The organism is Burkholderia sp. Bp8992 (genome assembly GCF_003853705.1).
Taxonomy (GTDB): domain Bacteria; phylum Pseudomonadota; class Gammaproteobacteria; order Burkholderiales; family Burkholderiaceae; genus Burkholderia.
In genome coordinates, this window is record NZ_QTQI01000002.1 from 67919 (window position 1) to 91173 (window position 23255).

19 protein-coding genes and 2 riboswitches are annotated in these 23255 nt (G+C 66.4%); of the genes, 10 read left to right on the forward strand and 9 right to left on the reverse strand.

The features are described 5' to 3' along the window. The first annotated feature begins 116 nt into the window (after nucleotides 1-116). Nucleotides 117-590: a hypothetical protein gene (locus DIE03_RS03205; RefSeq protein WP_124447419.1), complete on the forward strand. Its 474-nt coding sequence runs from the start codon at nucleotides 117-119 to the stop codon at nucleotides 588-590. Between the two features lie 141 nt (nucleotides 591-731). On the opposite strand, the gene pal is transcribed toward DIE03_RS03205, so the two are convergent. The 3 genes from pal to DIE03_RS03225 form a co-directional block, all read right to left on the reverse strand. Next, nucleotides 732-1223 carry a peptidoglycan-associated lipoprotein Pal gene (gene pal / locus DIE03_RS03210; RefSeq protein WP_124447421.1) on the reverse strand — a complete coding sequence of 164 codons (492 nt, stop codon included), beginning with the start codon at nucleotides 1221-1223 and terminating at the stop codon, nucleotides 732-734. A gap of 356 nt (nucleotides 1224-1579) precedes the next feature. Next, complete coding sequence (locus DIE03_RS03220; protein ID WP_124447423.1) at nucleotides 1580-2791, reverse strand: porin; 1212 nt, start codon at nucleotides 2789-2791, stop codon at nucleotides 1580-1582. Between the two features lie 254 nt (nucleotides 2792-3045). Then, a complete protein-coding gene (locus DIE03_RS03225; protein ID WP_124447425.1) occupies nucleotides 3046-4068 on the reverse strand; it encodes an ABC transporter substrate-binding protein in 1023 nt (340 codons plus the stop codon). Nucleotides 4069-4206: 138 nt separating this feature from the next. After that, nucleotides 4207-4328, reverse strand: a riboswitch (guanidine-I (ykkC/yxkD leader). A 434-nt stretch (nucleotides 4329-4762) separates the two neighbouring features. Then, a riboswitch (guanidine-I (ykkC/yxkD leader) is annotated at nucleotides 4763-4896 on the forward strand. 57 nt (nucleotides 4897-4953) lie between these two features. On the opposite strand from DIE03_RS03225, the gene DIE03_RS03235 reads away from it, so the two are divergent. From DIE03_RS03235 to DIE03_RS03260, 6 genes are all read left to right on the forward strand, one after another. Further along, complete coding sequence (locus DIE03_RS03235; RefSeq protein WP_124447427.1) at nucleotides 4954-5709, forward strand: urea amidolyase associated protein UAAP1; 756 nt, start codon at nucleotides 4954-4956, stop codon at nucleotides 5707-5709. Nucleotides 5710-5720: 11 nt separating this feature from the next. Further along, entirely contained in the window at nucleotides 5721-6377 is a 657-nt protein-coding gene (locus DIE03_RS03240; protein WP_124447429.1) for an urea amidolyase associated protein UAAP2, read from the forward strand. 82 nt (nucleotides 6378-6459) lie between these two features. After that, nucleotides 6460-10032, forward strand: a complete 3573-nt coding sequence (gene uca / locus DIE03_RS03245) for an urea carboxylase (RefSeq protein ID WP_124447431.1) — start codon at nucleotides 6460-6462, stop codon at nucleotides 10030-10032. Beyond that, nucleotides 10029-11897 (forward strand): allophanate hydrolase, encoded by a 1869-nt coding sequence (atzF, locus tag DIE03_RS03250; protein WP_124447433.1) that lies wholly within the window; start codon nucleotides 10029-10031, stop codon nucleotides 11895-11897. The genes uca and atzF overlap by 4 nt, the downstream gene beginning before the upstream one ends. Nucleotides 11898-11961: 64 nt before the next feature. Then, nucleotides 11962-12936, forward strand: a complete 975-nt coding sequence (locus DIE03_RS03255) for an ABC transporter permease (RefSeq protein ID WP_124447435.1) — start codon at nucleotides 11962-11964, stop codon at nucleotides 12934-12936. A 45-nt stretch (nucleotides 12937-12981) separates the two neighbouring features. After that, nucleotides 12982-13893, forward strand: a complete 912-nt coding sequence (locus DIE03_RS03260) for an ABC transporter ATP-binding protein (RefSeq protein WP_124447437.1) — start codon at nucleotides 12982-12984, stop codon at nucleotides 13891-13893. 33 nt (nucleotides 13894-13926) lie between these two features. Here the strand turns inward: DIE03_RS03260 and DIE03_RS03265 are convergent, their stop codons facing one another. Together DIE03_RS03265 and DIE03_RS03270 are read right to left on the reverse strand one after the other, a co-directional pair. Continuing rightward, nucleotides 13927-14508 carry a hypothetical protein gene (locus DIE03_RS03265; protein ID WP_124447439.1) on the reverse strand — a complete coding sequence of 194 codons (582 nt, stop codon included), beginning with the start codon at nucleotides 14506-14508 and terminating at the stop codon, nucleotides 13927-13929. A gap of 111 nt (nucleotides 14509-14619) precedes the next feature. Next, nucleotides 14620-15912 carry an NRAMP family divalent metal transporter gene (locus tag DIE03_RS03270; protein WP_124447441.1) on the reverse strand — a complete coding sequence of 431 codons (1293 nt, stop codon included), beginning with the start codon at nucleotides 15910-15912 and terminating at the stop codon, nucleotides 14620-14622. A 193-nt stretch (nucleotides 15913-16105) separates the two neighbouring features. Between DIE03_RS03270 and DIE03_RS03275 the strand changes: the two genes are divergently transcribed. Continuing rightward, nucleotides 16106-16252, forward strand: coding sequence for a DUF3096 domain-containing protein (locus DIE03_RS03275; protein ID WP_124448121.1), 147 nt, complete (start codon nucleotides 16106-16108; stop codon nucleotides 16250-16252). Nucleotides 16253-16285: 33 nt separating this feature from the next. Here DIE03_RS03275 and DIE03_RS03280 read toward each other — a convergent pair whose 3' ends face one another. After that, nucleotides 16286-18088: an alkaline phosphatase gene (locus DIE03_RS03280; protein ID WP_124447443.1), complete on the reverse strand. Its 1803-nt coding sequence runs from the start codon at nucleotides 18086-18088 to the stop codon at nucleotides 16286-16288. Between the two features lie 248 nt (nucleotides 18089-18336). Here DIE03_RS03280 and DIE03_RS03285 point away from each other — a divergent pair, with 248 nt between their 5' ends. After that, on the forward strand, nucleotides 18337-20814 hold the full coding sequence (locus tag DIE03_RS03285; protein ID WP_124447445.1) for an AsmA family protein: 2478 nt from the start codon (nucleotides 18337-18339) through the stop codon (nucleotides 20812-20814). A gap of 52 nt (nucleotides 20815-20866) precedes the next feature. Here the strand turns inward: DIE03_RS03285 and DIE03_RS03290 are convergent, their stop codons facing one another. The 3 genes from DIE03_RS03290 to DIE03_RS03300 all read right to left on the reverse strand — a co-directional run bounded on the left by DIE03_RS03290 (nucleotide 20867) and on the right by DIE03_RS03300 (nucleotide 22271). After that, nucleotides 20867-21421 carry a phasin family protein gene (locus tag DIE03_RS03290; protein ID WP_124447446.1) on the reverse strand — a complete coding sequence of 185 codons (555 nt, stop codon included), beginning with the start codon at nucleotides 21419-21421 and terminating at the stop codon, nucleotides 20867-20869. Between the two features lie 84 nt (nucleotides 21422-21505). Then, nucleotides 21506-21703 (reverse strand): hypothetical protein, encoded by a 198-nt coding sequence (locus DIE03_RS03295; protein WP_124447448.1) that lies wholly within the window; start codon nucleotides 21701-21703, stop codon nucleotides 21506-21508. A 100-nt stretch (nucleotides 21704-21803) separates the two neighbouring features. Further along, entirely contained in the window at nucleotides 21804-22271 is a 468-nt protein-coding gene (locus DIE03_RS03300; protein WP_124447450.1) for a hypothetical protein, read from the reverse strand. 221 nt (nucleotides 22272-22492) lie between these two features. Between DIE03_RS03300 and DIE03_RS03305 the strand changes: the two genes are divergently transcribed. Then, nucleotides 22493-23155, forward strand: a complete 663-nt coding sequence (locus DIE03_RS03305; RefSeq protein ID WP_260434787.1) for a chemotaxis protein CheB — start codon at nucleotides 22493-22495, stop codon at nucleotides 23153-23155. Nucleotides 23156-23255 lie beyond the last annotated feature (100 nt).

Here is a 23255-nt window from a genome sequence, read left to right on the forward strand (position 1 = left end):
GCCGTTTATTCCATGCTTTTTGCGTATCGCCGTGCGCGAAGGGGCCGGAATCGAGGCATGGCGCGGCGACTTGGTACACTCCGGCACGCCGCCATTCCGATTCCGACTACAGAAAAATGAGTGCTACCCTCGAGCGCCCCGGGCGCCATTCGTCCAGCCTGTCCAGTCGTGCCGTGTTCGGCTGCCTGACGTTCGCCGTCGGCGGCCCGCTGGTCGCGTCGCTCGTCTGGCCGGCGGTGATGCTGATCGCATGGACGTTGATCGACGGCCCGTCATGGGACGTGCTGAAAGTCAGCGCAGGCATGGTGCCGCTGATCTTCTTTGCGTCGTTTCTGTTCGGCTATTTCCTGCCCGCGATGGTGACCGGCGGCATCCTGGGCGCGATCGGCACACGCATCCGGCGGCGCTGGTTCGTGTTGCTGGGCATGGTCGTGGGCGCCGGCACGATGATCGGCTACGTGCTGCTCGTCGCCTGGATGCTCAAGTCGGACAAGGTGGGCGATATCAACGCGATCGCAACGCTCGATGCAATCGTGACGTCCGCGGTGCTGTCGCACTGGCTGCATCGGCGGCTCGAACGCCGGCGTTGAGTGCGGTGCGCCGCGCATCGCGCGCTTGACCGACGAGCGAGCACGATCCGGCAGACCGGACGGCACTGCGCGGCCGTGACGACGGTCAACGGCCTGCGTGACTTTCCCTCATGCGGGGGCCGCCGTCGCGGCGGCAGCAGATCAACGATAGACGAGATCGGCGCGACGGTTCTGCGCCCACGCATCCTCGTCATGACCGAGCGCGACCGGCTTTTCCTTGCCGAGACTGACGGCCTCGAGCTGCGTCGCCGGCACGCCGAGCGTCTGGAGCGCGCTGAACACCGCCTGCGAGCGGCGCTGGCCGAGCGCGAGGTTGTATTCGGACGTGCCGCGTTCGTCGGTGTTGCCCTGGATCAGCACATGCCGTGCCGGATGGCTGCGCAGGTAATCGGCGTGCGCCTGCAGCAGCGACTGGAACTCGGGCTTCACGCTGTACTGGTCGAAGTCGAAATAGATGCTGCGCTTCGCGAGCGGGCTGTTCGGATTGTCGAGATCGTCGGCCGTCACCGTTGCGACGGCTTCGCTCGACGGCGTCGGCGGCGTGCCGGCGTTCTCGGGCGTTTTCGCCGCGTTGTGGCAACCGGCCAGTAGTACGAAGGTTGCCAGGACCGCAAACCGGTTCATTTTGCTCATCGTTCTTCTCCAGCGGTTGACTGCGTTGAAAGCGTGGCGCATGCCGTCGGCACGCGCGTATCCGGCCGCAATGGCGCGAAAAGTCCGGCTTCGTCGACGTGATGCGTGTTCGTAAGCCGGCGGTGCGCCATATGAAAGGGTGTTGCGTCCGGAGCGCCGAAATACGGCGTCGCTGCAAACAGATTAGGAAAAATGTCACATCGCGACCAGTTTCTTCGCATTTTTTGCGCGGACGCGACAGTCGGGCAGGCATTCTTGCTCTCGGCGGCGCCATGCGGTCCAGGCTGCCACAACGAAAAGGCCGCGCACGGGCGCGGCCTGATGGGGGCGAGTCACGACGATCGCACGGCGCGCCGTCAGAACTTGTGCCGCAGTCCCAGCGCGACGACCACCTGATTGCTGTTCGCCGAAGGCGTCAGCGTCCAGACCGTCGCATTGAACGCAGGAATGCCGTTGCCGCCGCTCACGCTCTGGTAAACGCCTTCGAGATACGCGTCGGTGCGTTTCGACAGCGCGTAGTCGGCCTGCGCGACGACCTGGCTCCATTTCGGGCGCGTCTGGCCCGTGCGTGCGTCGAAGCGGCCCATCGTGTACGTGTACGCGGCGGCGACGCTCAACGCACGTGTGACGAAGTAGCGCCCGTCGACCGTGAAGTTGTCGAAGACCAGCGATTCGCCCTTCAGCGGCGCGATGTTGCCGCCCTGGAGCACGCCCGTCACGCCGTCGGTGGTCGAGTGCGACCATGCGGCGCCGACCGAATGCGGCCCGAACGCATAACGGCCGGCCATGGCCCAGATCTGCTGGTTGCCGCCCGTGATCGTCGCCGATCCGTCGACCGTGCTCAGCGCACCGTCCGGGTTCGGCGAGTTGCGGTCGCGGCTGATCTTCAGGTAGCCGGCGCCGAGCTTCAGCGGCCCGTTCGCATACGACACGCCCGCGCTCAACGCCGCGTTGTTCGCGAACTGGCCGGCCGTGTTCGAGAAGCCGACCATCGCGCCGAACGTCAGCCCGCGAACCGTCGGGCTCGTGTACTTCACCGCATTGTTGATGCGGATGTTGCGGTTCGAATCGTCGTTGTCGTACGGATGGACCGCGAGATTGCCGCCCCAGCCGGGGCCGGACGCGCCGAGCGGCGTCACGAAATCGAGGATCAGGTCGTACTGGCGGCCGAAGGTGAGCGTGCCGGCCGTCTTCGAACTCACGCCGACCCACGCCTGACGGCCGAACATGTCGACACCTTTCTGCGACAGCTTGCCGTTCGTGCCCGAGAAGCCGTTCTCGAGCGCGAAGACCGCGGCCATTCCGCCGCCGAGATCTTGGCGGCCGCGCAGCCCCCAGCGCGACGCGTTCAGTGCACCGCTCGTCAGCGCGACGGTGCCGCTGCCGGGTGAGCCCGCACCGTGCGTGCGCTGGTTGGTCGCATAGGTGATCGACGTATCGATCAGGCCGTAGAGCGTCACGCTGCTCTGTGCGTGCGCGATGCCCGGTGCGATGGCGGTCAGGCATGCGGCAATGACGGTCCCCGCGACGCGTGCGCCGGCATGCTGGTTAATCTGGTAGGAATGCATAGGATTTTTTATCGTTGGCCCGGCACGATGGCGGGCGGGTCGCGTCGGCGGACTGGCCGACGGATCGAGCGGCCATTATTGGAGATCGTGCGGCGGTCGATTAAGGCGCTGCACAGGAAAGGTCCTGTGCGGAATCGAGCAGAATCGCGGGGAGCGGGGAAGCCGGCCGTCGTTCGGCCGGCCGGTGCATGCGGTGGGCGATGTCGCGGCAAGCGCCTCTTGCCTGCTGTCCGCGACACCGGCTCGGGCCGTGGTCAGTGCGGCGCCACCAGGCGCGGATCGATGTACGCGTCGATGTCCTGCGACTGCTTGTACACGCCGTTGCGCACATTGAACGCATTCGCGTTGTGCGTCGAGCCGTAGATCGAATCCAGCCCGTCGCCCTTGCGGAACGCGCGTTTCGCGGCAGCCTCGTCGAGCAGGTGCGTGCCCTTCAGCAGCGGCAGGTATTGCTCGGGCGCGAGCCCGACGCGGGCCGACATGATCCTGACCGCGTCGGCCTGCGTCTTCGGATCGTTGATGTACGCGACGCAGCGATACCAGACCTTGATCACCTTGGCCCAGTCGGCCCGGCGCGCGGCGAGGCTCGCGGGCGCGACCGTGATCGCGTCGTAGATCAGCCCCGGTGCATCGGCCGACGTGAAGATCGCGCGTGCGCCCGGTGCGCGTTTCAGCGCCTCGCCCGCGTTCGGCTGCCAGGCGGCCACCGCGGCGATGTCGGCCGACGAGCCGAGCACCTGCGGCAGCTCGTTGGTCTTCGCATTGACCAGCGTCACGTCGCCGTCCTTCAGGCCGTGCTTCTGCAGCGCGGTTTCAAGCAGCAGGTGATCGACGAGGCCGAGCTCGACGCCGACCTTCTTGCCCTTCAGCGCCTCGACGCTGCGCAGCGGCGGCTTCGCGACGATCATGTCGTTGCCGGCGGAATAGTCGGTCAGCAGGATCATCACGTTCTTCGCGCCGGACGCGCCCGTCACGAGCGCATCGCCGTTGGTGGCCGCGACCGCGTCGAGCTTGCCCGCGGAAAACGCGTCGAGCGACGCCGAGTAATCGAACCATTCGAAATCGACGTCGACGCCGGCCTCCTTGAACCAGCCCTTGTCGAGCGCGACCTGGAACGCGACCCAGCCGGGCCAGTCGCTATAGCCGATCTTCAGCGGCGCGGCCGCGTGCGCGGCGGGCGCCGCGAGCAGCGTCGCGGCCGTGGCGGCGGCGCCCAATGCATGACGGATGGAACGGAAGGACAGCAGGCGGCGAAGCGCCGGGGCGGGACGGGTCATCGTGTTTCTCCAGGAGACCGGGATCGGGATCGTCGATACGGACCGTGCCTGTGCACGGTCCGGCCGCGTGGCCGGTTCCTGCGGATGCGGAACGAACGAAACGGCCACGGAGAGGCGCGACGGCCGTTGCCATCGCCAATCTCCCGGGCTTTTGTCCCGCCGTGTAGCGCGTGCGCGCCCGCTCTCGCGATCGGGCAAACACGTGCCGGGCTGCTCTCGGACCAGACGTTCGATGAACCGGAACCCTAGCACCCCTAAGATGCGACGCCGCCGCACCTCTCGGCGTCATGCCGAGCGAGAACCGTGCCAGCGACGCGCGACGAGGGCGGTTCAGCGTCGGCGCGCGGCGCGCTGCAGCTCGATGAAGCGGGCGGAGAAGAGGGCGGTCAGCACGCGCCGGAGCAGGTCGAGCTTGTTCATGAACGATGGCGTATCGAGTGAGGGTGCCTCCGTCGATGCAATGCCCGTGCCACTGCGGATCGTGCCGTGCCTGCGCGTGCGGCACGCACTGCAGCGGTGCGGGATCGCGTTCGCTTGGTGCGCCGCACGCCCGCGGCGCGGGCAAGCGGCCGCCGCAATGTCGTGCACGCAGCGCGTCCGCGCACCGCCGCACCTTGTTGTGCGGCCATTCCGTCCACGCTGGCACGAAACTCGCTTAATCGTTGCCCGAGAGGTGCGAAGCAATTTGCATCATCTTCAGGATCGCTAGGGTTCCGGTCGTGCGGCGTTCGCGCCGCACGATGCCTGGTCCGAGAGCAATCCGGTCTTGCCTTCGCCTCGATTCGAGGAAACGGCGAGGCTCCACGGAGGGATAAAAGCCCGGGAGGTCGCGATGTCGTTCGGTCGCCCTCTCACGCCTTTTATCCAACCGACCACGGAGCCGCCATGTCGCCGAGCCCCCAAGCCGTCCTCGCCCCACCGCCGCACGTCGCGTGGGAAACGCTGATTCCCGCCGGAACCCACTGGTCCGGCATCCTGCGCCGCGGCCTCGCGCTGCGCATCGTCGATGTCGAAGGCGGCGCGAACCTGTCCGCCGTGTTTCATCGCCAGGAAGACCCTCTCGAACGCTACAACATGGCCGATACGCTGAAGGCGCAGCACACCGCGCATCTCACGCGCGGCCATGCGCTGTACACGGACATGGGGCGCGTGATCGCGTCGATCACGGCCGACACGCTCGGCTGGCACGACCCGCTCGGCGGCGTCGGCGACGCGCGCCTGTTCGCGCACAAGTACGGGACGACGACGTATCAGGCCGATCGCAACGCGATGATCCGCAACGGCCGCGACAGCCTCGTGCTCGAACTCGCGAAATACGGGCTGTCGGCGCGCGACCTCGTCGCGAACGTCAATTTCTTCAGCAAGCTCGAGACGCGCGACGACGGCGCGCTCGACTTCGTCCCCGGGCATTCGACGGCCGGCAGTGCCGTCGACCTGCGCTTCGAGATGAATACGCTCGCGGCATTCTCGACCGCGCCGCATCCGCTCGATCCACGCGCGGACTATGCGCCGAAGCCGGTGAAGCTGATCGCGTACCGCGCGTATCCGGCGGACGGCGCCGCGCCCGAAGACGATCCGTGCCGGCACGCGTGCGCCGAGAACACGCGCGGCTTCATCAACACCGACCGCCTGTTCGCGTAAGGAGCCGAGCCATGCCGATCATCGAAAGCCGACTCGACACGCGCGACGCGATCCACGACGTCACGCTGAACGCGGGCGAACCGTGGCTGCACGACCTGAAGCGCGGGCAGGTCTTCCGCATCCTCGACCTGGAAGGCAACCAGGCCGTCGACACGCTGTTCTACCGGTCCGACGACCCGGAGGAGCGCTACAGCGCACAGGACACGATCCGTGCGCAGCGCAACCTGTACCTGAGCGCCGGCAGCGTGCTGCTGTCGAGCCGGGGCAACCCGATGGCGACGATCGTCGCCGACACCTGCGGCCGCCACGACACGCTCGGCGGCGCGTGCGCGGCCGAGAGCAACACGGTGCGCTATGCGCTCGACAAGCGTCACATGCACAACTGCCGCGACAGCTTCCTCAATGCGATCGCGCACTGCACGTGCGGCGCGGGCGCGCGGCTCACGAAGCGCGATCTCGTCGGCAACGTCAACTTCTTCATGAACGTGCCTGTCACGCCGCTCGGCCGGCTGACGTTCGAGGACGGCATTTCCGCGCCCGGCAAGTACGTCGAGATGCGTGCGGAGATGGACGTCACGGTGCTGATCTCGAACTGCCCGCAGCTCAACAACCCGTGCAACGGCTACAACCCGACGCCCGTGCGCCTCACGATCTGGGAGGCGGCATGAACGACCGCCACGCTCACCTGCCTTGCATGGGACCGGAGGGCGCGCTGACGCGCTGCTCCGGCGCCGCTCAGCGGGAGGCAACATGAGATTCGCCAAAGTCCTCGTCGCGAACCGCGGCGAAATCGCGTGCCGCGTGATCCGTACGCTGAAACGGCTCGGCATTGCGTCGGTCGCGATCTACTCGGATGCCGACCGCGATGCGCGCCACGTGACGCTCGCCGACGAAGCCGTGCGGGTCGGCCCCGCGCCGGCGGCGGAGAGCTACCTGAACGTCGCGGCGATCCTCGCCGCCGCGCGCGAGACCGGTGCACAGGCCGTGCATCCCGGCTACGGCTTCCTGTCCGAGCATGCGGGCTTCGCCGATGCCTGCGAAGCGGCGGGCCTGCGCTTCATCGGGCCGCGCGGCGACCAGATGCGCGCGTTCGGCCTCAAGCACACCGCGCGCGAGCTCGCGGCCTCGCAGGGCGTCGCGCTGCTGCCGGGCACGGGCCTGCTCGACGACGTGGCGACCGCGCTCGCCGAAGCCGGCGAGATCGACTATCCGGTGATGCTGAAAAGCACGGCCGGCGGCGGCGGGATCGGCATGTCGCTGTGCCGCGACGCCGCGCAGCTCGAGGCCGCCTTCGAATCCGTCGTTCGGCTCGGCAACGCGAACTTCGCGCATGCGGGCGTGTATCTCGAGAAGTTCGTCGAACACGCGCGGCATATCGAAGTGCAGATCTTCGGCGACGGGCGCGGCGAGGCGATCGCGCTCGGCGAACGCGACTGCTCGGTGCAGCGCCGCAACCAGAAAGTGATCGAGGAAACGCCCGCGCCGGACCTGACCGATGCGGAGCGCGACGCACTGCACGCGAGCGCGGTGCGACTCGCCCGCGCGGTCGGCTACGCATCGGCCGGCACGGTCGAATTCGTGTTCGACGCGAGCACGCGGCGGTTCTATTTCCTCGAAGTGAATACGCGGCTGCAGGTCGAGCATTGCGTGACCGAGGCGGTCACGGGCATCGATCTCGTGGAATGGATGATCCTGCAGGCCGAAGGCGACCTGCCGCCGCTCGACACGCTCGCCGTCGAGCCGCGCGGCGCGAGCATCCAGGTGCGGCTCTATGCGGAGGACCCGCACAAGCAGTTCCTGCCGAGCGCGGGCCTGCTCACGCACGTCGCCTTTCCGGACGACGTGCGCGTCGACGGCTGGATCGAAGCGGGGACCGAGGTCAGCGCGCATTACGATCCGCTGCTCGCGAAGCTGATCGTGCGCGGCGATACGCGCCGCGACGCGCTGGCCGCACTGCAGGCCGCGCTGGCGCGCACCGAGCTGTACGGGATCGAAACCAACCTCGACTACCTGCGCGCGATCGCCGGCTCGGACACGTTCGCGCGCGGCGCGCCGACGACGGCTTTCCTGTCGCGCTTCGCGTTCGCGCCGCATACGATCGACGTGCTCGACGGCGGCGTGCAGACCACCGTGCAGCAGGCGCCCGGGCGCGTCGGCTACTGGAGCGTCGGCGTGCCGCCGTCCGGTCCGATGGACGACCGCGCGTTCGATCTGGCGAACGCGCTGCTCGGTAATGCAAGCGACGCGGCCGGGCTGGAATTCACGATGGTCGGCGCGACGCTGCGCTTCAACACCGCGACGCTGTTCGTGCTCGGCGGCGCACCGCTCGCGGCCGCGCTCGATGGCGAGCCCGCGCCGTTCTGGCAGGTGCTGCGTGCGCGGCCCGGTTCGGTACTGAAGCTCGGCGGCGTGACGGGCGCGGGCGTGCGCGCCTGCCTGGCCGTGAAAGGCGGGCTGCAGGTGCCCGACTATCTCGGCAGCAAGGCGACCTTCACGCTCGGCCAGTTCGGCGGCCACGCGGGGCGCGCGTTGCGCAAGGGCGACGTGCTGCACCTGCATGCGGACGCGGGGCGCGGCGATGCCGGCGCGACGCTGGCCGACGCCGACATCCCCGCCTTGACGCACGCGTGGACGCTCGGCGTGCTGGACGGCCCGCACGGCGCGCCGGACTTCTTCACGCCGGACGACATCGCGATGCTGTACGGCACGCAGTGGACGGTCCACTACAACTCGAGCCGGACCGGCGTCCGGCTGCTCGGGCCGAAACCGCAATGGGCGCGCGCGGACGGCGGCGAGGCCGGCCTGCATCCGTCGAACATCCACGACAACGCGTATGCGATCGGCGCGGTCGATTTCACCGGCGACATGCCCGTGATCCTCGGCCCGGACGGTCCGAGCCTCGGCGGCTTCGTGTGTCCGGTGACGGTCGTGCGCGACGAGCTGTGGAAGCTCGGGCAGTTGCGCCCCGGCGATACCGTGCAGTTCGTGCGCGCCCGCGTGCCGGCCGGCCATGCCGCGGCGACGGCCGGCACGCCGGACGATTGCGTGCTGCATCGCGACCCGTCGGCCGGCGGCGGCATCGGCGTCGTCTACCGCCGCTCGGGCGACCGCAACGTGCTGGTCGAATACGGGCCGCTGATGCTCGACCTGAACCTGCGCTTTCGCGTGCACGCGCTGATGTGCTGGCTCGACGCGCACCGGCTGCCCGGCATGCTGGACCTGACGCCGGGGATCCGTTCGCTGCAGATCCAGTTCGACGCGCGGACGCTGCCGCTCGCCGCGCTGCTCGCGCATCTGCAGGCCGCCGAGCGCGAACTGCCCGACGTGGCCGACATGCGCGTGCCGAATCGCATCGTGCACCTGCCGCTGTCGTGGGACGACCCGTCGACGCGTGTCGCGATCGAGCGCTACATGCAGTCGGTGCGGCCCGACGCGCCGTGGTGCCCGAGCAATATCGAGTTCATCCGGCGGATCAACGGGCTGGCCAGCATCGACGACGTGAAGCGCATCGTGTTCGATGCGCGCTATCTGGTGATGGGGCTCGGCGACGTCTACCTCGGCGCGCCGGTCGCGACGCCGATCGATCCGAGGCACCGGCTCGTGACGACGAAGTACAACCCGGCGCGCACCTGGACGCCCGAGAACGCGGTCGGCATCGGCGGCGCGTATTTGTGCGTGTACGGCATGGAAGGGCCGGGCGGCTACCAGTTCGTCGGCCGTACCGTCCAGATGTGGAACCGTCACCGCACGACGCGTGAATTCGAAACCGGCAAGCCGTGGCTGCTGCGCTTCTTCGACGAGATCCGTTTCTACGAAGTCAGCGAGGCCGAGCTGACCGCACTGCGCGCGGATTTCATCGCGGGCCGCGCGGCGCTGAGGATCGAGGAATCCGTGTTCGACCTGGGCGCGTACAACCGCTTCCTGCGCGACGAGGCGGAATCGATCGCGACGTTCAAGGCCACGCAGCAAACCGCGTTCGAAGCCGAGCGCGACCGGTGGCGGGCGGCCGGGCACGCGGAGTACGTCGGCGAGGCGGAGCAGGGTGACGCGCAGGCGGCACGCGGCGCGGGTGCGCTCGACGACACGCAGCGCGCGATTGCCGCGGACGTGTCGGGCAGCGTGTGGAAGGTGCTGGTGGAACCCGGCGAGCGCGTGACCGAGGGGCAGGTCGTCGCGATCGTCGAATCGATGAAGATGGAGGTGGCGGTGACGGCAACGGAAGACGGCATGATCGAGACGGTCGATTGCGCACCGGGCGTGGCTGTGGTGGCCGGCCAGCGGCTGATGGTGCTGAAGGCGGGTGCCGCCGAGGAGGTCGCATGAGCACGACGCCACGCTCGCTCCTGCCCGGGCTTCGCTCGATGGCCGCGCTGCGGGCGCGCTACGAGGCCGGCCACCTGACACCGCATGCGCTCGTCGACGCGATCGCCGCGCATTTCGACGCCGGCGATCCGCATCACGCGTGGATCCGGCCGCTGACCCGGGCCGAGATGACGGCCTACGCGGACGCGCTGGCCGGGCGCGACATCGCGTCGTTGCCGCTTTACGGCGTGCCGTTCGCGATCAAGGACAACATCGACCTCGCCGGCATCCCGACGACAGCGGCCTGTCCGGCGTATGCGTACACGCCGGCACGCAGCGCGCCCGTGGTCGAGCGGCTGATCGCGGCCGGCGCGATTCCGGTCGGCAAGACCAATCTCGACCAGTTCGCGACCGGGCTGTCGGGGCAGCGCTCGCCGTACGGCGCGTGCCGCAACGCGCTCGATCCGCGCTACGCATCGGGCGGGTCGAGTTCCGGGTCGGCGGTGGCGGTCGCGCTCGGCGTCGCGACGTTCTCGCTGGGCACCGACACGGCCGGTTCCGGGCGCGTGCCGGCCGCGTTTCACGGGCTCGTCGGGCTCAAGCCGACCCGCGGCGTACTGAGTACGCTCGGTGTGGTGCCGGCCTGCCGGTCGCTCGATTGCGTGTCGGTGTTCGCACATTCGGCGGCCGACGTACGGTCGGTGTTCGCCGCCGCGCATGGCACGACCGAAGGCGATCCGTACGGGCGCGCGTGGCAGCCGCTGCTGGCGGCCGACGGGCTGCGTGCGGACGCGGCACGGCCGCTCGCGCAGTCGGCCTTCGGCGTGCCGCGTGCCGACCAGCTCGAATTCTTCGGCGACGCATCGTACCGCGCGGCATGGGGCGCGGCGCTCGAACGCCTGCGGGCGACCGGCGCGCGGATCGTCGAGATCGACTTCAGCCCGTTCCTGGCCGCAGCACGGCTGCTCTACGAGGGGCCGTGGGTGGCCGAGCGGCTCGCCGCGCTCGGCGCGTTCGCTGCGCGGGAACCCGAGGCGCTGCATCCGGTGATTCGCACGATCGTCGGCGGCGCGTCGCGCTTCAGCGCGGCCGACGCGTTCGCCGCGTTCGACCGGCTCGCGACGCTGCGCGTCGAGGCTGCCCGCGCATGGAACGGACTCGACGCGATCGTGATGCCGACCTCGGCCACGACCGCGACCGTCGATGCGCTCGAAGCCGATCCGATCGCCATCAATTCGCGCTTCGGCTACTACACGAACTTCGTCAACCTGCTCGACCTGTCGGCGATCGCGGTGCCTGCCGGTTTCTGCGCGACCGGGCCGCACGCGGGGTTGCCGTTCGGGATCACGTTCGTCGGCCGCGCGCACGACGATGCGCGGTTGCTCGATCTCGCCCAGGCGTGGGGCGGCGGCGATCCGGCTGCCGGCGACGCACGGGCCCCGGCGATCGTTGCGCCTGCCGCATCCGCCGGCGTGGTGCGCGTGGCCGTCGTCGGTGCGCATCTGCGCGGCGAGCCGTTGAACGGGCAGCTCACGCAGCGCGGCGCGCGCTTCGTTGCCGCGACGACGACGGCGGCTGCCTATCGGCTGTACGCACTGTCCGACGCGGCATCCGGCGGCGGGGTCGCCAAGCCGGGGCTCGTGCGCGTGCCGGACGGCGGCGCGCCGATTGCCGTCGAGATCTGGGAGATGCCGGTCGCGGCGTACGGCAGCTTCGTCGCGGGCATTGCGGCGCCGCTCGGCATCGGCACGCTGACGCTCGCGGACGGCGCGCGCGTGCAGGGCTTCCTGTGCGAAAGCGCGGCGCTCGACGATGCGACGGACATCACGCGGTTCGGCGGCTGGCGGGCTTACCGCGCACACGCCGCGAGCAGCGCGCTGCAATGAACGCCCGGTCGCGCGATGCCACGAGCGTCGCGCGGCCGGCACCCGAAACGATACGGAGATTCCCATGTCAATGACCCGCAACACGACCGGATGGCTGGCCGTGCGCCGAGAGCTGACGACGCGCGGCAAATGGACGCTCGGCCTCGCGTCCTTCCTGCTGCCGTTCGCCGTCTGGTGCCTGATCAGTTATGTGCCGTTCGTCTGGCATCCGCAGATGCGCATCACGAATCCCGGCAGCGTCGACTATTTCCAGACCGGCATGCAGATCGACCGCGACGTGTTCGACGACGAGCTCGCGCATGCGCGGGCAACGCACGCGGCCGTGCCGGAAGGCGTGCGCGCGAATCCGGTCTACCTGCCCGCGCCGCACGAGGTGCTGCGCGCGTTCTACACGGCATTCACGACGCCGCCTGCCTCGCGAGACGGCGTATGGTTGCACGAGAGCCTGTGGCACAGCATCCGGATCATCTTCTGGGGCTTCGTGATCTCGTCCGCGATCGGCGTGCCGCTCGGCATCGTCTGCGGCACCTTCAGCGCGCTCGCGCGGCTGCAGGAGCCGTTCCTGGAATTCTTCCGCTACCTGCCCGCACCGGCGTTCGGCGCGCTGATGGTCGCGATCCTCGGGATCTACGACGCGCCGAAGATCGCGATCATCGTGATCGGGACGCTGTTCCAGCAGGTGCTGATCGTCGCGAACACGACGCGCAAGCTCGAATACGGGCTGTTCGAGGCCGCGATGACGCTCGGCACGAAGAAGCTCAAGCTGCTCACGCACGTCGTGATTCCCGGCGTGCTGCCGGACCTGTATCGCGACCAGCGGATCCTGCTCGGCTGGGCGTGGACCTACCTGATCGTTGCCGAACTCGTCGGCACGAGCTCGGGCATCACGTGGTACATCAGCCAGCAGGCGCGCTACCAGCATTTCGACAACGTGTATGCGGCGATCCTGATGATCGGGATCATCGGCCTCGGCACCGACATCGTGCTCGGGTTGCTCGGCCGCAAGCTGTTTCCGTGGGATCGCACGCTGAAAGCGTGACGCCCGTTGATTCGCATCCATCGACCGATTTCCGCAGAGGGCATCATGCAGAACCCGCAAGCCGTTCCCGATTACCTGATCCAGTCCGACGCGGTGCGCGAGCGCTTCGCGCGGCTGAAAACCCGCGACGTGATACTCGACGTGCGCCACGTCGGCAAGCGTTTCACGACGCCGCAAGGCGAGTGCGTCGCGCTCGACGACATCAGCTTCCGTACGCACCGGCGCGAATTCGTGTGCGTGATCGGCCCGTCCGGATGCGGCAAGTCGACGTTGATCCGCATCCTGGCGGGGCTCGACGCGCAGACGAGCGGCGAGGTGCTGCTGGACGGCCAGCCCGTGCAGGGGCCGGGCGCCGATCGCGGGATGGTGTTCCAGGGCTACACGCTGTTTCCGTGGCTCACCGTGAAGAAGAACGTGATGTTCGGACTCCGGATGAATGGAAGCAGCAGCGGCGAAGCCGAGCGTGAAGCGCTGCAATGGCTCGATCTCGTGGGGCTGACGCGTTTCGCCGACGTGTATCCGCACCAGTTGTCGGGTGGGATGAAGCAGCGCGTGGCGATCGCCCGCGCGCTCGCGAACCGCCCGCGCATCCTGCTGATGGACGAGCCGTTCGGTGCGCTCGATGCGCAGACGCGTGCACGGATGCAGACGCACCTGCTCGACATCTGGCGCAACATCGACGTGACGATCCTGTTCATCACGCACGATCTCGACGAGGCGATTTTCCTGGCGGACCGGATTCTCGTGCTGAAGGCGAATCCGGGGGGCGTGCAGGAACTGATCGAGGTGCCGGTGCCGAGGCCGCGCGACTATTCGCAGGTCAATTCACCGGCGTTCATCGCGACGAAGGCGCGGCTCGAAGCGCTGATTCATCCGAAGGAGGCCGTGTCTGCCGACGACGACGGCGTACGGCCGCACATGATCCGGATGACGGATGTGTCGGACAACGTCGAGTAGGCCGCGACGGGCACGGCCGGCGCGCGCTGCGAACTAGCCGCGGGCGATCGCCAGTGCCGCCGCGACATCGCCCCGGCGATACGCGGCACGGACGGCCGCGGCCGTGGCCGCCACGGCGTCGGGTGGCGGCAGCCTGCGCAGGCGCACGGCCACGCGCGGCAGCGACGCGAGCTGTTGTCGAAGGTCGACGATCAGCCGGGCACAGGGGTACCGCGACGACGACGCCTCCCGGTGCACGGCGGCTTCGGCCAGGCCGGCCGCCCACGCGACACCGCGATGGTGCCTGGCCTTGTCGAGATGCGGCAGATAGCGCGTGTTGCCCGACAACGCGATCAGCAGGGCGGCCCAGTGCGCGCCGCGCCATCCGAGCGGCGGCAGGTCGCATGTCAGGTCGGCCAGCAGCGTGTCGTCGAGCACGGACAGGCTCTGCTGGCACAGGTAGTGGAAGTCGAGCGGCTGGCAGCGGACCAGCGGGTAGTCGCGCAGCACGTGCCCGAATGCGATGCCGGCCTCGACGGCGCCAGCCAGGAACGATTCGGCCGGCGCCGGGCGGTTCAGGTGCAGCGTCGACACGGATCGGAACAGCCGGACGATGTCGTCGGGGTGGTAGTGCATGGCGAATGTCTTCGTGGTGGCCCGAAGCAACGTTAGCAGATTGCGTGCGAGGGTCACGCCGGTGACGGTGGCTGCGTTGCGGCTGCGCCTCGGTCGGACGCACAGCCGGTGTCACGAGGGCACCAGCATACCAACGGCTGCGAGCGCCATGACGAATGTGGCAGACCACCCACCCCAGGCAAGCGGTCCCTTGATCGCGAATTCGCCCATGACTCGTTTGCTCTGCGCCATCAGCATCATGACGACCATGATGGGCGACGCAGTGACGCCGTTGATGACGGCACTCCAATAGAGTGCCCGGATCGGATCGAAATGCATGAAAGTCATCGCCAGGCCTCCGGCGACCGCCAACGCAATCACGGCATAGAACGGCACCGCGACCGGTGCCCGCAGCGCGAGGCTGTTGTGCCAGCGGAACGTGCCCGCCATCGCGTATGCCGTTGAACCGGCCAGCACCGGTAGCGCCAGCAGGCCTGTACCGATGATGCCGAGCGCAAACAGCACGTACGCAAACTGGCCGGCAATCGGCGCGAGCGCCCGCGCGGCGTCCGCCGACGTGTTCACGACGATATGGTGCGCATGCAGTGTGGCCGCCGCCGTCAACACGATGAAGAAAGCGATGATGTTCGAGACGCCCATTCCGAACCAGGTGTCGAAGTTGATACGGCGCAGTTGTGCGGGCGCCTGATGGGGGACTCGGCGTAGCGGCTGGTCGCGCGGCACGGCCAACAGCTCCTCGACCTCCTGGGAGGCCTGCCAGAAGAACAGATACGGGCTGATGGTCGTGCCGAGGACTGCGACCACGGTGGTCAGGTAGCCCGAGCTTATCTGGATGTGCGGCAGTATGATCGCCCGGCCCACCTCGGCCCATGGAATCGGGACGACCAGTGCGACAGCGACATAGGCGAACAGCACCAGCGCGGTCCATTTGAGCAATCGCGCGTATCGCTCGTACGGAATCAGAATCTGCAGCACGACCGACACGAGGCCCAGCGAGACGACATAAAGGTGTTGAGGCCCGGCAAGAAGCAAATTGGCGGCCGCACCCATTGCCGACAGATCGGCCGCGATATTGATCACGTTGGCGATCGTCAGCAGTGCGACTGCACCATCGAGGAGCCACATCGGATAGTGGGTTCGGATGTTCGACGCGAGACCTTTACCGGTCACCCGCCCGATACGCGCGCTCACCAACTGGATAGCCGCCATGAGCGGATAGGTGAGCAGCAGGGTCCAGAGCAGTTCGAAGCCGAACTGAGCACCGGCCTGCGAATAGGTCCCGATGCCGGACGGATCATCATCCGCTGCTCCGGTCGTCAAGCCCGGACCGAGGCGGCGAAGCCAGCTCGGATCGTTTTCATCCGCGGTCGCGGATTCGTGCTCGCCCAGACGTTGATCGTTCATCGCAGTTGCCCCCTATTTGACGGGGCCCCGCAATTGTCATTCCCGTCGAAGCGAAGACTTGTATCAGTCGAAAAACGACAGTGGTCGCATCGCTGTCAGCCGCCAATTTGAAGAAGCGATGCACCATGCGTTGCGCCGGGCACGCAAATCGCTCCGAAGCGCAAACAAAAGCTGCTTGTCAGGAGGCAACGCCATGCACGTATTCACCAACCTGAGCCCATTGGTCTCGCTGATCGCCGGAATTCTTATTCTGGTGGTACCGCGCCTGCTGAACTACATTGTCGCAATCTACCTGATCGTCATTGGATTGCTCGGGCTTTTTGGCGGACATTACCACTGACGAGCCGCCTGGGGCGGCCCTGTGCTATGCCATCTAGATGTGCTCGACGCGTACTTCGGCCGAGTCCCTGGGAACGGTCAATCGTGTGCGACGAAGCAGTGCATCCGCGGGCGCCGTGCCGTCCGGGTTTAACGGCTTCACCTTGTTGAACGTGACGGAGAAATGCTCCGGCGTGACGGTGGCCGATGCATAACCCTGCGCATCGTGGTCGGCATGGCACAGATCGGGGTTGTTCGCCATCAGGAAGCTGTCGAGTCTGCCTGGGGTGGCCACCATCGTCGCCAGCGGTGTGCCGGTCCATACTGCTTTCAGGTTGGAATAGAAGGACGAACTGCTGATGCCGGCGCAAACGAAATCGACGATGACCGGCACCCCCGTCGCGGGATCGGGGTCGTCCCGCACGACGCCGCATTGAAATGCATGCAGATCGCCGGTGATCGCGACCACGTTACGGATCTGGTGCTCCCTCAAGTAAGCGAGCAGTTCGTGCTTGTGTGCGGGATAACCGTCCCAGGCGTCGCAATCGGCCACGAGGCGCGCCGCTGGTGTCTTGGGCGCGCCCGGCATCTGGAACCACAGACGGTTCAGCATCACTTCGTTGCCCCATACCTTCCAGGTTGCGGGCGAGTCCTTCATCATGGCTTTCCACCATAGTGTCTGTTCCGGGCCCAGCATCGACGGCGGGCGACCAAGCCGCCTGGTATCGCTAGCCTCGTATCGTTGCAGCACATCCTGCTGCACGAAATAGCGCGAGCCGGCTGCGTCGTCTCCATGCACCGGGTCGTGCCCATGCAGGCGCGCGATAGCTGCCTCGCTGACGACATGATCGTCGCGATACAGCCGCTCGTCCGTCATCACGAGGTGCATCAGCATGCCGAAGCGAAAATCGCGGTAGATGCGAATGTTCGTGTACGACGGATTGTCCGGATCGAATCGCACATCGCCCCAATCCACCGGCATGTACTCTGCCCACGCGCGACTGGCGCTGCGGCGGCGCCGGGTTTCCTGCCGCTCCTCGTTGGTATAGACCTGATGATCCTGCCAGCAGTCGTCGGAAAATTCGTGGTCGTCCCAGATCGCTATCATCGGAAGGCGCTGGTGCAGCATCTGCAGGCGCGGATCGGTGCGATAGGTGCGATAGAGCGTCCGGTAGTCTTCGAGCGTATCGGCATACGCGCGGCCGTCCGCGAGCAGCTTTCCGTCGGGCAAGCGCAGCGGAGGGTGCGCCGGCTCGGCACGGCCGGGAGGAGATGTCCCGACCGTTTCATAGATGTAGTCGCCCACATGCACGAAGAAATCGAGATCGCGCTCGGCGGCCAGCAGCGTCATCGCTTGCCAATGGTTGACGCTCCAGTCCTGGCACGTGAGCCACGCGAAGCGAACCTGTTCGTTTGCCTCGGTGACTTCCGGCGCCGTACGCGCGATACCCGTCATGCTGACGTCGTTGCCGGCGACGAACCGGTAGTGGTAGGTAGTCTTCGGCGAGAGCGCCGTCACCTTTGCGCGCACGGTGAAGTCGTAGGTGGCCAGCGCCGTCAGCGGTACGCTTGCGACGAGCGTCGAGAAATCCGGCAGGGTCGACACTTCCAGTCGCAGCGGCACCGCCCGCGCGACACCTTTTGCGCGTGGCGTGCCGCTCCCGGGTACCGGCACGCATCGCGTCCAGAATACGATCGAGCGATCGTGCGGATCGCCGCTGGCGACACCTTGCGGGAATCGATCAAGGTTCTTGCGCGCGGCACCGACAGGTATGACCGCCGGTGAGACGCTGTGCGGAGCGGTGGCAGCCGCAATGGTAAAAAAGACCGACGACTCGAGGAAACGGCGACGATCCATTGATCCTCCCGATCGACATGTCATGGCCGCAGCAGGCGTCCGTTTCTCTCGCTCGACATGCTTGGCACTGCCGCACACCACGAGCAGGCGGAGAAGTCGATTCGTCACATTACTGCGACGATCGACGTGCGAACAGTCGTGAGAACCCCATTTCGACGTGCACGTCGATATCGTCAGACATCTCCATCCGATGCGCATTCAGGAACACGAATTGCGCGACACCGTACAGCAAATTCGGGGAGTGAGACATGCACATCGGCCACACCGTCGGCAAGGCGGCCGCGTGGCTTGCCGCGATCGTCGCGCTGGCGCTTGCAGCGCTGGTTGTCGTCATTGTGACGTTCGACTGGAATCGGGCCCGCCCTTGGATCGATGACAAGGTGTCGGACGCGATCGGGCGGCAATTCGCGATCAACGGCGATCTGAGTGTCGGGTGGCATAAGCCCGTGGCCGAGCGAGGCTGGCGCGCATGGGTACCATGGCCGCGATTCACCGCTCGCAACGTCACGATTTCCAACCCGGACTGGGCGCGGTCAAGGTATTTCGTCGCGCTGGACGCGATCAGCTTCGAGGTCGAGGCGCTGCCGCTGATGGCACGCCGCATCGTGATTCCGGCGATCGATCTGGTCAATCCTTCCGTCGACCTCGAACGTCTCGGCGACGGGCGAGCCAACTGGACGTTCAAGTTCAAGAAGCTCGCGCAGCCGGGCCAATGGACGCTCGATCTGCATCAGGTCGCGTTCGCCCGAGGCAGTCTCGGCTACTACGACCAGCAAAAGCGATTCGATCTGAGCGCGACGATCGACACGCTTGGCCAGCCGATCCCGTTCGGTGTCGCGATGAAACAGCAAGAGGCGTTGGCGCGCCATGAATCGGCAAAGGCCGTCGGGCCGGCGGGTCAAAAGAAACTCGCGGCCCAGGCGCACGCCGGCCAGGTGCAACCGGTGGTTCCGGCGTCGGGTGCCGATGCGGCGTCCCGCGCATCGGCAGCGGCTTCGCAAGCGCTGGCCGCGGCGTCGCGTACCGCAGGGATGAAATCCGGCACCACAATGGCCCCGGCAGCATCGGGCGCACCGGTTGCATCGAACGCCTCCGCGGCTGCCGCACCGGGCGCAACGTCCGCTGCGACGACGAGTGCATCGGCGGGACCGGCGCCGGCGGAATCTGCTGGCGCCGGCACTTACATGATCGGCTGGACCGTCAAGGGAACCTACAAGAAGAGCAATGTCGCCGGCACCGGCAAGATCGGCAATTTGCTGGAGGTGCAGGGCACGTCGCGGCCATTTCCGGTGCAGGCCGACATGCGCTTTGGCGATACGCATCTGGCGTTCGTCGGCACGCTGACCGATCCGGCTCACCTGGCCGCGGTCGATCTCCGGCTTTGGCTCGCAGGCACCACGATGGCCCATCTGTATGAAGTCACGGGCATCACGTTACCCGAAACCTCGCCTTATGCGACCGACGGCCGATTGATCGGCCAATTCCGGGCGTCCGGCGATGTCTTCAAGTACGAAGACTTCACGGGACGCGTCGGCGGCAGCGATCTCAACGGCACGCTGGTGTACGTTTCGCGCGAACCGAGGCCGCTCTTGTCCGGCACGCTGGAGTCCAGGCTGTTGCAGTTCTCCGACCTTGCACCGCTTATCGGCGCCGACACGAATGCCAGGAAGGCGCGGCGCGGTGCCGCAGTCGCGCAGCCCGCGAACAAGTCGTTGCCTGTCGAGACATTCCGAACCGACCGCTGGAAGAAGATCGACGCCGACGTTCGATTTACCGGGCGACGCATCGTCAAGACCTCGAGCTTGCCGATCACCGACCTGTCGACCCACATCGTCATGCGTGACGGGGTTCTGATGCTCAACCCGCTGAACTTTGGCGTCGCGGGCGGGACGCTGGCTTCCAACATTCATCTGGATGGCAGCGGCGTGCCGCTCAAGGGGCGATTCTCGCTGCAGGCGAGACACCTGAAACTCAAGCAGCTGTTCCCGACATTCTCGGTGATGCAAACGGCGCTCGGCGAGGTCAACGGCGATGCCGAGTTGTCAGCCACCGGCAATTCGCCGGCGGCACTCGCGGCGACTTCCAACGGGGAAGTGAAGACATTGATCACCGACGGCACGGTGAGCCTCCTGCTGATGGAAGCTGCAGGCCTGAACGTCGCCAACGTGGTTTACGAGAAATTGTTCGGCACTCGCGACGTAAAGATCAACTGCGGCGTGGCCGACCTGGTGGCCACCAATGGCGTGCTCGACTCGCGCGTGTTCGCACTCGACACCGACGATGCGGTGATCGGAATGGAGGGCAACGTGAACCTGCGGGACGAGACCATGAATCTGACGCTGCATCCCCATACCAAGGGGTTCAGGGTGATATCGCTGCGCTCGCCGCTGTATGTCACCGGGTCCTTCAAGCAGCCGCACGTCGGCGTGAAGGCAGGAGCACTGATCGCACGTGGCGGTGCGGCGATCGGGCTGGGCTTGTTGAATCCGCTCGCAAGTCTGCTCGCGTTGGTGCAACCGGGCCGCAGCAGCCCGTTGCCGTGCCGGCAGATGCTGGCCGACATGGAGCGGCGCCCGACGGCGCCGCCGCCGGGAATCCGAAAGGAGAAGAAGCCTCCACCGGCGTACATGAACGCGCTGTCGGCTGCGTCGGCAGCCTCCGCGCCGACTGGTGCCGAACCCGGGTATGCGGAGCGCGCGAGCGGGGCTTCCTCTCATAACCGGTAACACGGCTGGCAAGATCGCCTGCGACAACCTGTCGAGGCGCTTGCATCGACTGCTATCGCTTTGCCGCGTGCTGTTCCTCGTCAACCGCACGTTTGGCGTGCTTCGACGCTGCCACGACGGCGACGTCGAAATTGCCGCGCGCGGCTTCGGCAGCTTGCTGGCCCGTGCTGCCGAGGGTCCGGTACAGCGAATTCGCAGCGACGATCGCGGAGTTCCAGGCCGCTACGGTTGCCTCGGAGCCGGACGGCGCGAATTTTGCCGCATCATTGACGAACGCTTGTATCCGATGCACGTATTGATCGCTGCCGGCTTGGGCGACTTCGATCACGTCGGCATGGCAGGACGACACGATACCGAGCCACTCGCTGTTGTAGGACTGAAGCTTCTCGGCCAGCGGCTCGGTGAGCGCGCGCTGGATGGGCGTCCAGTCCTGCGGTGTTTCAATCGCGCTTTCGGCGACCGCCCACGCGTCCTTCAGCGACGATCGTGCAAATCGCGCATTGAGTTCGGCCAGTTTCCCGACTTCATCGAGTAACGCGCCAGCCAGACCGAATACGAAGTCGAGATTGGCGTGTTGCGCGCTCGAAACCAGCTCCCGGGTTTTCATGATCGACGATCTCCTGAATGGAATTGGGTGCCGCTGTTTGATCGCTTCGTCGGCCCATGCGTCGCTGCACTGGCCGGGTGCCGATCAATACGTTTGCGTAACGATGCGAAGCAGTGTTTCGCCGTTATGCGTCATGCGCAGGCGATGCGCGCCGGAAGCAAGTGTCTCGAGTTCCACGAGTTGTTGCTCGCGCAGCGTGTCGAATTCTTCGCTGCTCGTGTCGATCTGGTCGGGTGAAGCCTTGACCAGCATGAGCGCGGCGATTTCATGAGGGCTCAGCATGCTTGTCTCCTGGATGGCTGGATACGCAATCTTTACCGCTTCGCCCCGAATGGGCCGGGAGGGTATTACCTGGCAGAAGCGGCTTGCGCGTCGCATGCAATCAGTCTCGTTTGGAATGTGCGACGTGGCGGGTGATATCCCTGACCAGCGTCAGCCTCGGATGTGAACGAACGATGGCGATCGAATTCGCTGCCTCGCGCATACGATCCTCGTTGGGCTCCCGTGTGACCGAAGAATTCGTCACCACGGCCATATGAAACAGCGTGACAGTCAATTGCAAGGATGAATCATCGAGCATCGTCTTGATGTCGTCTGCAAGCAGCAAATCCGATCCGACGATATCGACCGTCATCGATTCGATGCCCGACCGCTGGTCGACATGCATGCCCCAGCGGCATACGCGTATGCCGCTTCGCCACAGGCATCGCCACACCGTGATGACTTGCAGCTTGCCTGCAGCAGCGCGAAATGAAAGTCTCTGGACGACCATTCCTTCACCTGTGAAGTAACGAAACCGGCAGGGAAACGACCGTTCCAAGCTTATGTCAGCCGCGATGGGAAAGTACATCGCAAACAAATGTCCGTATATCGTGCTTTACGGACATCGTATCGGATGATGAACGAGAGCAGAATGCGACCCGAAATCGGACGCGCCGGAGGTGCGGAACAGGAATTGCGGCAGCTATTCTTCTGAGCTGTATGGACGCGTGGTGAATACGTTTTCAATGAAGTGACGAATGCACCGGCGATCCAGGTCTACACTTGAAGCAGCGGGAATAGGGGGGCAAAGTGGCTCATCGGGACTTCATCGCAATCGGTACGTCGTCGGGTGGTGTCGATACGCTCTGCGCGCTGGTTTCTCGACTTCCGCGCAACTTGCCGGCCGCGGTCGCGATCGTTCTGCATATCGGAGCGCACGACAGTTTCCTGCCATCCCTCCTGAGTTCGGCCGGCCCGCTTCATGCAGTGCACGCAAAAGATGGCGATACCTACCTGCCGGGCAGAATTTACGTGGCTCCGCCGGATCGGCATCTGATCGTCGAAGGCGAGGTGCTGCGCCTCACGCGCGGCGCCAAGGAGAATTTTGCAAGACCGGCGATCGATCCGCTGTTTCGCAGCGTCGCGGCCGAAATGGGGCGGCGCGCCATCGGGGTGATCCTGACCGGCCTGCTGGACGACGGTGCCGCTGGCCTCGATGCGATCCGGTTGTGCGGGGGCGCCACGATCGTCCAGGATCCCGCGGAAGCGTTTGCGTCCGACATGCCGCTGCATGCCGAGCCTTATGCGGATTTCGTCTTGCCGCTCGACGGGCTGGCACGGCGGCTGATCGAACTGACGGCGAGCCCGCTGAGCGGATCGGCTGACAACGAGATCGCCAGACAACGCGCCGTCGAGCACATCGCCAAAAAGCAGCGCTCATGGATCGCCGACCGCCGGCGCTCGACCCACTGAACCGCCTTGCGGAGTCCACTACGCCGGCCTGAACGGGAGGCGGCGATACGCTTTCGCGACTGACGAATTCAGGCCGGTTCCGCTATTGGCGACAGACAGG